Here is a 12,606-nt window from a genome sequence, read left to right as displayed (position 1 = left end):
CGAAGCCTTTTTTGTCACGGCTGGCGTCTCGCGGGACTGCGGGAATAGCTCAAGCCTAAAGGGTGCTGGCCGGGCGGCTAACAGCCAAGAGACACCGCTTCGGGATCGGCCGCCACGCGCCCGCTTTGTCCGAGGGAGGGCATTCCCTTTGAAGACAGCTACGGCGTGTCCTCGCTATCAGTGCCATGCATGCTGGAGCCATGCATGAAGGACTGGATCTCGTCCGCATCGATCTTGCCATCACCATTCTCGTCAATGCTACTGAACATCCTGCCCACCGCGCGTTGAACCTCGTCCTCGGACACCGATCCGTCGCCATCGGTGTCCAACAGCCCGAACATCAGTCGCATGCCGGCACCGCGCATCATCTGATGATGCCAGCGTCCAGCCATTCTGTGTCCACGATCGCGGTCACCGTGGTTCTGCCAACGGTCGCCATCTTCATCGTGGCGGTCAGCATCCTCGTTGCGATCGCCTTGATAGCTGCGACTATCTTCCTCGCGGAAACCCTCTTCGGAACCGCGATCCTGCTGCATTCTCTCCCGGACTGCTTGCTCAACCATCTGGCGGATCATTTCGCGTGTTGGTGCATCCGCTTGTCCGGTCGCATCCGGCAACTGTCCGGCGGCCGGCGGTTCGGTCGCCGGAGCGGGTGCAGGTGTGGAGGGGGATGGTGTTCCGCTTGTCTGGGCGAGCGCGGGGGAGGTCAGGACTACGAAAACGGCGGCCGCGGCCGTCGTGCTGTGCGGAAATCTCATGGCATGCTCCATCAGTGCCTTCGCTTGGAAGGCCAAACTGGAGCTCGATCTGATTGTTCCCCGAACGGGATCAGGTCACGGCGAAGTTACAGGGGCATGCCCCCCGTCCGAGGTAGATCAGGGTCTTCGTCAGGGAATAATTTCGGCTCTTCTTCCCTAGGCACAAGAGGAAGCCGGCACCCATTTTTGCGGGCAATGAACGTTGGACATTCGGCCTCGCCAATTTTCTGCCAGTCGATCATACCGACGCACCAACTCCCTCTGCGTCCTCTCCTTTCGTGGAACGGAAGCCGTTTCGACCGCACGGGTCAATCGCGAATCCCGCGTCCATATGCTGCGCGGCCATGATGCATATTTTTTATGTCACGGACCTCTGTCCGTCTGGACACGATGTTAGCCAGCGCTAAATCAGAGCAATGCGACGCCTCCTGCTGGGACTTACAGTTTTTCTCTTTTGGACCACGTTGCTTCAGGCCGAGGCGTGGCAGCCCTTCGGCGTCCGACAGCTTGGCTTTAGTTTCGATATTCCTCCGAATTTCGTCCTGACCCAGAATTCGGAGCAGGGCGCGGCTTTTCAGGGCCCAAGAGACGCGTTTCTGGTCGTTTGGGGCGCGCGACTGGGCAAAGCAAGTTTTCGCGCCGAGATCGAACATCGCATGATCGAGGACGAAAAGGCCGGTTGGCGACTGACCTATCGGCGCCTAGCCCCGAAATGGGCCAGCTACTCCGGGGTCAAGAATGGCGAGATTCGCTACGTCCGTGCAATTATGGTCTGCAACCAGCGTGCCGCGCTTTTCACAATGAATTATCGGAAATCCGAAAAGAAACCGTATGACCCTGTTGTTGTGCGCATGGTCCGGTCCCTGAGAGCGGAAGGATGTTAGCCAGCAAAGAGCGAGGTTGCCGTACTGTGCTTCCCTCGGCTAAGGGCCAGTGGTCAACCCGGCTCCCCAATAGCCTCGCCCAGTCACATGAAAGCAGGCACCGGCAGATATGCAGCCGAACGTTCTCACGCTGGCTCAGCCGCTCAAAGCCCATCACCGAAAAGCTGCTTAGTGCGGTCGCCAGCTAGAGCTACCACTGAGCCATTCCCGCTGCGGCTGGGTAGCGCCTCAGTTCCGTACGCGTTCATACCAAGAACGGGCGGGGCGAACGTCCTGATAGAGCTACGGCTGTAGAAGCGCGCCGCCAAACTGCGCCCACAAGCGCTCGCACTCTCTCGCCCTTAGGCTCGGGGTACCGGGCGCGCCATAGAAGACCATGGCGCCGCGAATGTCGTATCCAAGCACCGAGGCGTTGGCCACGAACTGGATGGCTCTTCCCAAGCTGGTGATGCCGATGTCGACCTCAGCTTTGTTGGTGAGGTCGACCACGCCTACTATTTCCGCATTGGCGCTCCTGCCCGCCAAAACGGCCGTCGACATCGCATCATGCACGGCAAGAAGCATTTCGGTGAGTTGCCCGGTGGAAGGGCTCTACAAACGCTTAAACGTCAGGTTTGTTCCCAACTGGCCCTGGCGGCTTTCCGACGACCAAGAATGCGACTGCGATTACGCGTATCAATAGAATCACTGCGAACAGGATTGCCATGATTTCCGCACTGTGTCGGATCACTCCGCGGCGAAGAAAACCCCGCAACATATCTCAGATAGCGGCGGGTGTTCGGCTGTAAGAACCAAACTGGGTCCCGCGGCCTCTCATGTGCGCGTAGGTGACATCGTCTGCTGGACCGAACGGTCAAGCCGAAGAGCCCAGTTCCTCTCGGCATCGAGCAGTTCATTCTGCTCAATCAAGCCGTTCATAAACAGCCTGAGTATATGCGCAGCTATGCGCTCTCCGTTCTGCGAAGCAAGAGGTAGGGCGCGCTCTTTGCAGACCGTGTGACAAACCTGGGCGAGCATCTCAATCTCGCTTGGCCCCAAAAACCGACCCGGATACAACATACCGTTTTCCTGTTGGAGAGTTGGAATGGCTATCCATTACGCAGGGTCACCGGCAGCCACAATCAACTATGATAGTGAGATGTCGAGTCCCGGTGGAAAAAAACAGTGAAGTCCCAAAAGTGGTCGCGCTTGTCTCCGATTGACAGATGCCTCGACGCTACACCGACCAGCGCTACCGCACCCGCTTCATCGACGCGGCTTTGCAAAGGCCTATGACCAGTTCGCTACCAGCTGCCGGACCGCCCAGGCGAGCATGCCGCCGGCCCTCCCGAAGCGCGATGTGGATGAGGCAGCCTTTTCCGTATACATCCAGTTGTTACGTTGCGCATCTGCTTCGGTTCGAAAACTCGCCGCGAGCCTGGCGTGCTCGCGTGTCCGGGCCGAAACAGCCCACATGTTGATAACGACATCGATGAGGCTGCCGCCGACCTCGTTGGCATAGGATGCTTCCCGGCATGGGCATCGACCAATGCCCCGGGCCGACCAGCACGAACCTGCGGGGGCTTTCCCGGAACAAAGCGTCGACGATCCGGTTCGGCAGGAAGCGGCCAAAATTCATGCCATCGGAGATGCCGAGGCAGATGACAGATGAAAGGGAAGCTGAAGATGACGAAGTCTCGCGACCGCACCGTTCCCGGCGACGGCAAGATCGAAACCGGCCCGAACACATCTCCGCAACAGGATCCGGCAGAGGGGTCGCGCGAGACAATCGATCGCGAACTCGAGCGGACAGACGACGATAATAATTCCGACGAAGCGGAACGCTTGCGCCGAGACCTGCGGAAAGGGGTGGCGGAAGAGACCGAGCTTCCCGAACGCGGCTCGGCCTGAGGATCGCCGGAACCTTGCCAAGGCAAGAGACATGGAAGGCTCGACGCCGGTCAGATCGCTGCTTGCTTCGTGCCTTTAACGCACCGGCCACACAACCCATGCGCGGCGGTGACCCAGGAGACGGCGAGAACGGCCGCGCGACGGTCCACTCTGTTCCAGCAAACTCGGCTCGCCGAGAGCTACCACCTCTGGCGTTAGGGCCTGACGAGATGCCACCTGTCCAGGTCGCATGGCGCCAGGGGTTCGGCAATCTCTATCAGGCTGCGCCGGCCTCCTGGCTGCGCTGCGAGCGGGCACGGTCGCGGGCTGCGGCAGTGCCTCCGGGAAAGCCGCTTCGATCGCTGTAGTCGCGTGGCTTGGTCCCGCTCCGAGAGTGGCGCGCGGTCACGCTTTTCGCAGCGATGATGTCGAGCAATGTGATGCCGGCGACCATGGCAAGCGCAAGGCCTACATTATCGCGCTTTGGGTTGCCAGGCCGATACGCTGTCAGCAATGTCGCGATATCCAGGCCGTCGCCGGCCACCCGGCTCCACAGCCCGGCTTGCTTGTCCACTGAAAGCGAGAGTATGCCGCTGCTTATTTCCCGCGCCCCATAAGCGCGGATCAGATCTTCCTTGCCGCGCATGCCGAGCGCGCCGGCAATCCGCTCGGCGCCAACCAGCTCGGCGACGCCAAGCGCGATGCTGAACCAGCCGAGCTTGCGGGCAAGGCCATCGGATGCCCCGACCGCACTCTGCCCAGTCTTCAGCACTTTGGGATCGCCAGGCGATCGGGTGATGTTGGTAAGTTTGGCAATCACGTTCATGACGATTTCCCTACGGTTTCAATACAACCTTGATGCAGCTGTCCTGCTTGTCGCGAAACACCTTGTACATCTCGGGTCCCTGCTCGAGCCCCACGGTATGGGTGATGACGAAGGATGGGTCGATCTGGCCATCTTCGATGCGGCGCAACAGATCCTCGGTCCAACGGTTGACATGGGTCTGCCCCATTCGGAAGGTGAGCCCCTTGTTCATTGCCTGTCCCATCGGAATCTTGTCGACCAGCCCGCTGTAGACGCCGGGGATCGAGATCACGCCGGCCGGCCGGCAGACATAGATCATCTCACGCAAAACGTGCGGTCGATCATTTTCCATCAGCATCAACTGCTTTGCGCGATCGTACACGGTATCGGGCTGGGCCAGCGAGACGTGGCTTTCCATGCCGACGCAATCGATGCACTTCTCCGGGCCCTTTCCGCCGGTGAGTTCCCGCAGTCGTTCGACGACACTTTCCTCGGCGAAATTGATGGCGATGGCGCCGCCGGCCGCGGCCATGGAAAGCCGTTCCGGCAGGCAATCGATCGCCACCACCTGTTTCGCGCCGAGCAGCAGGGCGCTGCGTATGGCCATCTGCCCGACTGGGCCGCAGCCCCACACCGCAACCGTATCGGTAGGCTCAATGTCGCACTGTGCCGCCGCCTGCCAGCCGGTAGGAAAAATATCGCCGAGGAAGAGAACCTGCTCGTCGGTAAGGCTGTCAGGCACCTTTACGTGCGTGGCATCGGCAAACGGCACACGCATGTATTCCGCCTGTCCCCCGGGATAGCCGCCGGTCAAATGAGTGTAGCCGAACAGACCCGCGGTGGTGTGCCCGAACACCTTGTCACCGAGATTCTTCTTGCGGTTTGTGCGTTCGCAAACCGAAAAGTTCTGTCGCTTGCACTGGTCGCACTCACCGCAGATTATGGTGAACGGCACGACGATGCGGTCTCCCTCCTTCAGAGCGCCGTTGACGCCCTTGCCGACCTCGACGACCTCTCCCATCATCTCGTGGCCCATGATGTCGCCGGGCAGCATGGCTGGCACATAGTTGTGGTAGAGGTGAAGGTCGGAGCCGCATATGGCACAACTCGTCACCTTGATGATCGCGTCACGTTCATCCTCAATTTCCGGATCCGAAACCTGATCGCAGCGTATGTCTTCCTTGCCGTGCCAGACCAACGCTCGCATAGCTTGCTCCTATTTTCGCAAGATCTGTGGGTAGGGACCTCGCGCCTGTCCTAAGCGGGCCGATGCCTGGTTGGATCGACTGTGCCGCTGCTTGTCGAACCACAGGGGCGGACCGATGTTCCGGGAGCTCGAGAGAATTTTTGGGCCATTCCAGACCCGCACCTTGGAAGGATCTGTCGCGGGCACCAGCGGCCTTCGCGGGCGCGTCGGGGCACGAACCGCCGGAGCCCGAGCCACGAATGGACGTACTCAAGTGTACCAAAGAAGGTCCGTCCGCAGGTGTCCCTTCGCGGCGATCGACACCTCATCTGCTCGATTCTCGCGGCCATAACCGGCATTCTCTTCCTCGCCCTCACAGGTCGGCCGAGGCGCTCAAGGGTCAGCGCTGTGACCGGAGCAGGTAGGAGATGCCGCTCACCGGCGGGCGCGCAGCCCGACCGACGCGATCGACATGAGGTGGATGGGCGCCATCGCGACGGCGGCTCTAGCGGAGTATTTCGCAGAAATACAATGATTAGCGGGCAGGGCGGACTGCTAGCCGTGCGCAGCGATGAACATGGCGACGGCCGACCGGCAATAGGATTCGATTTCGTTGTCGTCCGCTGCTCTCGCGTCATCGAAGCGTGCGATAATCAGGAGATCGGATCCTTTGAAAAGCGCGGCAAACAAGCGGGCGGACCGGAGAGGATCGGGCACGTTCAGAACCGCCTTCGCGTGCAACTGACGCAACAGGGCCTCGATTTGGGCGATGACATTGGCGGGGCCGGCTTCGTAATGGAGCTTGCTTAAGGACTTTGGATTCGTCTGGTCGGCCATGACCATGGCTTCGACATTGCGGACATCTGATCTCAACAGCGTGCGAAGTAGGGATGATCCCACCGCCATGAGCTGATCCTCGACCGAACCGCCGACGCCTTCAAGAAGGGCCTGTGGTGCAAACAACTGATGGCAGCCGGACGCGATGGCCGCGCTGAACAGCGCCTCCTTGTTCTCGAAGTGCCGATAGATGCTGAGTTTAGATATCTTCGCCCGCTGGGCGACCTTGTCCAATGTGGTCGCTTGAAAACCCAATTCCACAAAGAGTTCGGACGCAGCGTCGAGTATCGTTTGGCCAAGCGCCTCGTTGGCGGGTCGGCCGCGCCGGCCCTGGCTATTTTCGGTCACGACAATTCCAGTCCTTGACAGTATCCTAATTCTTGGATTACGATACCATGTAGTTTCTGAAATGCGCAAGCCGATGGGTAGGTTTGGTCCAACCAGCCCCTCATCCACAACACGGAGCCCATCATGGATGACGTCATCATCATCGGCGGCAGCTTTGCCGGTCTCGCCGGTGCCCTGCAACTCGGCCGTGCCCGCCGTAAGGTCACCGTTCTCGATACCGGCCTGCCGCGCAACCGCTTCGCCGGCCACTCGCATGGCCTGCTCGGCCACGATCACAAGCCACCGCTGGACATCCTGGCCGAGGCGCGGCGGCAGCTGGCGCGCTATCCCACGATCAAGCTGGTCAATGCCCGGGCCGACAGCCTCTCCGGGGCCATCGACGATTTCTCCGTCCTCACTGGCGATGGCGGAAGCCTCGGCGCGCGCCGCCTGATCCTGAGCTATGGCGTCGCCGACCAGATGCCTGATGTTCCGGGCTTTGCCGAAGGTTGGGGCACGTCCATCGTGCCCTGCCCCTATTGCGACGGCTTTGAAGTCGCCGGCCAGCATTGGGGCCTCGTCTGGTCCGGCCCACAGTCGATGAATCAGGTCAGGCTGTTCCACGATTGGACCGACAGGTTGACGGTCTTCGCTGATGGTCACGACATTCCGCCCGATATCTGGGCCGGTCTGGCGCGCCGCAACATACCTGTCGTCGACGGCCGGATCAGCGAGATCGCCCATCACGGGGGGCATAACGCCACCGTCAAGCTCGATACCGGCCCCAATGTCGCGGTCGACATCCTGTTCGCGCATCCGCGCAACAAGCCGTCCGCAAGCCTGCACGAATCACTGGGCCTCGCCACGGTCGATACGCCCCTCGGCGTAATCCTCAAGGTCGACGAGCGCCGCGAAACCAGCATGCCCGGCATCTACGCCGCGGGCGACCTCGCCAACCCCCTCACGCCGCCATCGGTCACCCTGGCAATATCGCACGGCGCGATGGCGGGCATCTTCGCCCAGCAGTCGATGCTGGTGTGAGAGCGCAGATTCCCTTCTCCGGGGTGCCGCGGGCTATCGTATTCTGAAGGTTGCGGGCCGGTGTTACGGAACGTCGGCCCGCTCTCCCCCGAGGGGCGTCTTTGGCCGGCCAGCCTTGAGAACTCAACTGGGCTGCCTGCATGACGGCGATCGCCGACATCGGTTATCAAGCTCAATCACGCTGGAAAGCATGAACCACGTCGACGTCGACATCGCCGGCGGGCTTACGGTATGGGGACCGGTGGCGGAAGATTCGCCACCGCGGTCGGCACCTCGATGCTGCGACGCTACTGCGAAGAACGGTCGCGCCCAGCAGCGCTTCTGGCGGAACTCTCAGGCGGCCACGACGCGGGCCAGCAGTGACGCGGCCTCGGTACCAGCCAAGCCAAGGTCACGGACGCTGCTCATGTGATTGGCCCCGCCAAGGGTGGTGCGCGAAACAGTCAGTCCCTGTGTGTCAAGGTGGTCCGTGAAGAGTGCGGCCTGGCTGTGGAACGGCGGCGTTTCATCGGCGCCGACCGAGATATCTACGCCCACGGATGGATCGAAACTGTGGTCGATCGGCGAGAATCGGCGGGCCTCCTCGTCGGTGATCGCGATCTCCGCGGCAAGGAACGACATCTGCAATGGCTTCAGGTCGTAAAGGCCGCCAAGCAGCAGCGCAGCTTTGATGCCGGAAGGCCGCTCGTCACCGTCGAAAAGCATTGTTGCCAGATGCGCACCGGCGGAATGACCGCTAACGGTCAGCAGGCCGGGATTGCCGCCATGGTGTGCGACATTGTCAAATACCCATCGCTTGGCGCGGCGCACCTGGTCGACGATCCTGGCCATCCTGACGGTCGGCATCAGCGCGTAGTCGACAATGACCGCGATCGCACCTGCGTTCGTAACGGTCTCGGCGACGTAGGAATAGTCGCGCTTGGAGAACATGCGCCAATAGCCCCCGTGGATGAACATGTGCACCGGCAGGCGGTCCCGTTTGCCCTCGGGAAAGAACAGATCCACGGTTTCGGTGGCGTCAGCCCCGTAGGCGACATCGGCGACCATGGGAACATTCGCCCTGGTCTCCTCGCTTCTGCGAACGATCTCGGCGACGATGTCATCGAACTCGACCACATGATCGCGAATGCGAAACGGATCTTTGGCGTGATGTCCGCTCACAGGGTCACGGCGATGTACTTGGCCTCCATGAACTCGGCAACGCCGTGCTTCTGACCGCCTTCGCGGCCTAGCCCGCTCTGCTTGACACCTCCGAAAGGCGCCGCCGGATCCGACATCAGGCCGCGGTTGAGCGCGATCATGCCGGACTCGATCTTCGATGCCACGCGCATCCCCCGGCCCAGGTCGCGCGTATAGATGTAGGCAGCGAGACCGTATTCGGTGTCATTGGCTTTGGAGATGACATCCGCCTCGCTTTCGAAGCGACTGATCGGCGCCACGGGACCGAAGATCTCCTCGTGAGCCATGGCAACGTCGGCCGGCACGTCCTTGAGCACCGTTGGCGGATAGAAAAAGCCTCTGCCTTCAGATACGCCGCCGCCACACAGGATTTTGGCGCCGCGGGCAACGGCGTCCTGCACAAGCCGGTCGATCTTGTGCACAGCCTTCCTGGTGATCATCGGCCCGCATTCTGTGTCTGAGTCTGTGCCCGGGCCCAGGTTGAGTGCCGCCATGCGTTTGGTCAAGCCTTCCGCGAAAGCATCATGGATGCCGGCCTGGACGTAAAGCCGGTTGGCGGCCGTGCAGGCTTCGCCGGCGTTGCGCATCTTGGCAACCATCGCACCGTCGAGGGCTGCTTCCAGGTCGGCGTCGTCGAAGACGATGAAGGGTGCGTTGCCGCCAAGCTCCATGGAACAGGAAATGACGTGCTTTGCGGCTTCGGCCAGCAGCACGCGGCCGACGCCGGTCGAGCCGGTGAAGGACAGCTTTCGCACGCGCGGATCGGCCAGCATGGCCGCCGTCACCGGTCCGGGGGTCGAGGTCGTCAGGACGTTGACGACGCCGGGCGGCACGCCGGCTTCCTCGTAGAGCGCCGCAAGCGCATAGGCCGTCAGCGGTGTCTCGCTGGCGGGCTTCAGGACCACCGTACAGCCGGCCGCCAGCGCCGGAGCGATTTTACGTGTCGCCATGGCGGCTGGGAAATTCCATGGCGTGATGAGCACGCAAATGCCGATGGGCTGGTAGTCGACAATGATCCGGTTCGCGCCCGAGGGTGCAAGGCCGAACTCGCCGCTGATGCGGACCGCCTCCTCGGCGTTCCAGCGGAAAAACTCAGCGGCGTAGGCGACTTCACCGCGCGCATCGCGCAGCGCCTTGCCGTTCTCCAGCGAGATCAGCGCAGCCAACGTCTCCATCCGTTCGGTCATCAGTTCGAAGCAGCGCCGCAGGATTTCCGATCGCCTGCGTGGCGGGGTCTCGCGCCAGCCGGCCGCCGCCTTCGCGGCAGCGTCGACGGCGGCGGCGGCATCAGTGAGCGTTGCATCGGGAACCGCAGCGATCACGGCTTCAGTCGAGGGATCGACCACTTCGATCACGCGGCCCTCCGATGAGGGCCGCCAGCGTCCGCCAATGTAGAGACCGTGCGAGACCGTGGCGTAGTCGAACATATCTTGATCCTCGTCGGATATGCCTGCGGCAATGTTCATTGGATGAACTCCTGGTCGATCACATCATGGTGGCGGACATGTCGCCGTCATAGGCAGCCCTGACCAGCCGTCGCATCGCGGTGCGGTCGAACGGACGCGGATTGTTCTTGATCAATCGGTCGATGCCGAGCGCCTGCTCGGCCGTCCAGTCGATCTTGTCTTCGGGAAGACCCAGTTCGGCCAATGTCGGGGTGATGCCGATGGCGCCAAACAGCCGGCTCACCTCCCGGATGGTGGCGTGCGCCAAGGCATCGGCGCCGCCGCCCTGAAGGGAAAGGCCAAGAGCAGTGCCGACTTCCGCAATCTCCGCGGCTGCTGCGGCCAGATTGTAGGTCATCACATAGGGCAGCATGGTGGCCACTCCCAGGCCATGCGGGGTGTGGGTAAGCGCGCCAACGGGATACTGCACCGCATGGGCGGCGGCCGTTCCCGCCGTACCGAAGGCGCAACCGGCGGCCAGCGCTCCCATCATGACGTCGGCGCGCGCATCCTCGTCCGATCCGTCGCGATATGCCTTTTCCAGACTGCGGCCGAGCAGCCTGATGGCCAAAAGCGCGAAATGGTCGGTCAGAGCGCTCTTGCCGATGAACACGTGCTGTTGCGGCAAATGAGGGTCCGCGCCGCGTTTGGCCGCTGTGAAGGCCTCGATTGCGTGCGTCAGCGCGTCGGCGCCGGCGATCGCCGTCAAGGACGGTGGACAGGTCACCGTCAGATCCGGATCGCAAAGCGCCACTGCCGCGATGAGATGCGGACTGGCGATACCCACTTTCAGCGTCCGATCTGGGTCGGAGATCACGGCGACGGGGGTCACCTCGGAGCCTGTTCCAGCCGTCGTCGGCACTGCGATTACCGGAAGGGTAGGGCCGGGTACCTTGAACTCGCCATAGTAGTCCTCGAGCTTGCCGCCATGGCTGAGCAGAAGTGCAGCGCATTTGGCCATGTCGAGGCAGCTGCCGCCCCCGATTCCGATCACCATGTCGGGCTTGAAACCCTTCGCCTGCGCAATGCAGGTGGCGACGCTGTCGCGCGGCACATCCGGCAGCGTTCGGTCGAAGACCAGCGCCTCGATCGCCGCGTTGTGCAAGCCAGCCAGAATCTCGGCGAACTGCGACGTCGCCGCGAAGCGCTCATCGGTACAGACGAACGCACGCCGCCCATATTTGGTGGCAATGGCAGGCAGGACATGGCGCTGGCCTTTGCCAAACAGAATCTCGCTCGGCAGGCGCGCCGCTGCAAACAAGCTCATGCACAAGATCCTGCGAAGACGGATTGGAAGCCGACAGGCTTGGCTTCGTGCCAGAGGCCGACCTCGGCGCTGCAGGTCATGATCATGCGATATCCCCATAAAATCGTATAGGATATAGGATTGAGTTTCGCGAAGCATCATGTTAGTGGGTGGTTCTGTCAAGAGGCAAACGATGCAGAACACGGACCTGACGGTTGACAATGAAGCCCGTGCGACCCGTCGTATTCAGCGCGCCAACAGTTTGGCTGGCGACGTTTACGAAGCAATATTCGCGCAGCTCATGTCTTTGAGGATTGCTCCGGGATCGCGCATCACCGTCGACAATCTCGTCAAGGAATTCAACGTCTCGCATACCCCCATTCGTGAAGCGCTTGGCAGGCTGGAGGGGGAAGGGCTGGTTCTGAAAACCCACCTGATCGGCTATCGCGCCGCCCCACAAATCACCCGCCGGCGCTTCGACGAGCTTTACGAGCTGCGTCTATTGCTTGAACCTGCCGCCGCGGCCAAAGCCACCGCAACAATGGACGGCGAGCGCCTTGCCGCGCTGCAGGAGGCGGCCGGCGTCATGGCTCGGCGGGTGGGGAAAGACGAACGCCTGCGCTATTCGAACTTCGCCCGTCAGGATGCCATCTTCCACGACAAGATCGTCGAGTTCGCCCAAAACGAACTCATTCGCGAGACACTGAATCACCAGCATACCCACTTCCATATCTTCCGGCTGATGTATCACTCCAGGGTGACCGAAGAGGCGCTCGACGAGCACGAGGCTATTCTCGCTGCCTTTGCCGCGGGCGATCCGGACGCCGCCGAAAAAGCCATGCGTGCGCACATCGAAAATTCGCGGGACAGGCTCCTGCCTGCGTTCGAGTAGCCTGGTGATGTTGCTTGTCAGAGGCACCCTCAAGCGCGGCGCGCCGCTGTCCGCCCAGCCTGCCGCCTACGAATTCTATTCCCCGTTCTGAGCCGATTTCGATCCCGGGAAGCGAGGCGCGCAGTGCACCTCGCCCC

General features: G+C 61.7%; 12 protein-coding genes. 4 read left to right on the top strand and 8 right to left on the bottom strand.

Going from position 1 to position 12,606, the window contains the following annotated elements; translation table 11 throughout:
- Positions 1 to 158: 158 nt before the first annotated feature.
- Positions 159 to 758 (bottom strand): EF-hand domain-containing protein, encoded by a 600-nt coding sequence (locus NKH54_RS11290; RefSeq protein ID WP_023692304.1) that lies wholly within the window; start codon positions 756 to 758, stop codon positions 159 to 161.
- A 416-nt stretch (positions 759 to 1,174) separates the two neighbouring features.
- Between NKH54_RS11290 and NKH54_RS11285 the strand changes: the two genes are divergently transcribed.
- Positions 1,175 to 1,642 carry a hypothetical protein gene (locus NKH54_RS11285; RefSeq protein WP_023667769.1) on the top strand — a complete coding sequence of 156 codons (468 nt, stop codon included), beginning with the start codon at positions 1,175 to 1,177 and terminating at the stop codon, positions 1,640 to 1,642.
- Between the two features lie 282 nt (positions 1,643 to 1,924).
- Here NKH54_RS11285 and NKH54_RS11280 read toward each other — a convergent pair whose 3' ends face one another.
- Positions 1,925 to 2,182 (bottom strand): hypothetical protein, encoded by a 258-nt coding sequence (locus NKH54_RS11280; RefSeq protein ID WP_245260390.1) that lies wholly within the window; start codon positions 2,180 to 2,182, stop codon positions 1,925 to 1,927.
- Between the two features lie 1,125 nt (positions 2,183 to 3,307).
- On the opposite strand from NKH54_RS11280, the gene NKH54_RS11275 reads away from it, so the two are divergent.
- Entirely contained in the window at positions 3,308 to 3,532 is a 225-nt protein-coding gene (locus tag NKH54_RS11275; protein WP_155922421.1) for a hypothetical protein, read from the top strand.
- Positions 3,533 to 3,788: 256 nt separating this feature from the next.
- Here NKH54_RS11275 and NKH54_RS11270 read toward each other — a convergent pair whose 3' ends face one another.
- The 3 genes from NKH54_RS11270 to NKH54_RS11260 form a co-directional block, all read right to left on the bottom strand.
- Positions 3,789 to 4,337 carry a hypothetical protein gene (locus tag NKH54_RS11270; protein WP_023667774.1) on the bottom strand — a complete coding sequence of 183 codons (549 nt, stop codon included), beginning with the start codon at positions 4,335 to 4,337 and terminating at the stop codon, positions 3,789 to 3,791.
- A gap of 10 nt (positions 4,338 to 4,347) precedes the next feature.
- The gene (locus NKH54_RS11265) at positions 4,348 to 5,523 is read right to left on the bottom strand and encodes a zinc-dependent alcohol dehydrogenase (RefSeq protein ID WP_023682758.1); all 1,176 of its coding nucleotides are present in this window, start codon (positions 5,521 to 5,523) and stop codon (positions 4,348 to 4,350) included.
- Between the two features lie 534 nt (positions 5,524 to 6,057).
- Positions 6,058 to 6,687, bottom strand: a complete 630-nt coding sequence (locus NKH54_RS11260; protein WP_023682757.1) for a TetR/AcrR family transcriptional regulator — start codon at positions 6,685 to 6,687, stop codon at positions 6,058 to 6,060.
- Between the two features lie 123 nt (positions 6,688 to 6,810).
- On the opposite strand from NKH54_RS11260, the gene NKH54_RS11255 reads away from it, so the two are divergent.
- Complete coding sequence (locus NKH54_RS11255) at positions 6,811 to 7,707, top strand: NAD(P)/FAD-dependent oxidoreductase (protein WP_352759012.1); 897 nt, start codon at positions 6,811 to 6,813, stop codon at positions 7,705 to 7,707.
- A 333-nt stretch (positions 7,708 to 8,040) separates the two neighbouring features.
- Here the strand turns inward: NKH54_RS11255 and NKH54_RS11250 are convergent, their stop codons facing one another.
- From NKH54_RS11250 to NKH54_RS11240, 3 genes are all read right to left on the bottom strand, one after another.
- On the bottom strand, positions 8,041 to 8,754 hold the full coding sequence (locus NKH54_RS11250) for an alpha/beta hydrolase (protein ID WP_245271875.1): 714 nt from the start codon (positions 8,752 to 8,754) through the stop codon (positions 8,041 to 8,043).
- Between the two features lie 110 nt (positions 8,755 to 8,864).
- The gene (locus tag NKH54_RS11245) at positions 8,865 to 10,313 is read right to left on the bottom strand and encodes an NAD-dependent succinate-semialdehyde dehydrogenase (RefSeq protein WP_245263947.1); all 1,449 of its coding nucleotides are present in this window, start codon (positions 10,311 to 10,313) and stop codon (positions 8,865 to 8,867) included.
- Between the two features lie 58 nt (positions 10,314 to 10,371).
- Positions 10,372 to 11,598 (bottom strand): iron-containing alcohol dehydrogenase, encoded by a 1,227-nt coding sequence (locus NKH54_RS11240; RefSeq protein WP_023710075.1) that lies wholly within the window; start codon positions 11,596 to 11,598, stop codon positions 10,372 to 10,374.
- A gap of 172 nt (positions 11,599 to 11,770) precedes the next feature.
- Here NKH54_RS11240 and NKH54_RS11235 point away from each other — a divergent pair, with 172 nt between their 5' ends.
- Positions 11,771 to 12,469 (top strand): GntR family transcriptional regulator, encoded by a 699-nt coding sequence (locus tag NKH54_RS11235; RefSeq protein WP_023710074.1) that lies wholly within the window; start codon positions 11,771 to 11,773, stop codon positions 12,467 to 12,469.
- Positions 12,470 to 12,606 lie beyond the last annotated feature (137 nt).

Source organism: Mesorhizobium sp. M1004 (genome assembly GCF_040318795.1).
Taxonomy (GTDB): Bacteria; Pseudomonadota; Alphaproteobacteria; order Rhizobiales; family Rhizobiaceae; genus Mesorhizobium.
Note: the sequence above shows the minus strand (reverse complement) of the source record. Positions and strands in the feature narration are given on the sequence as shown.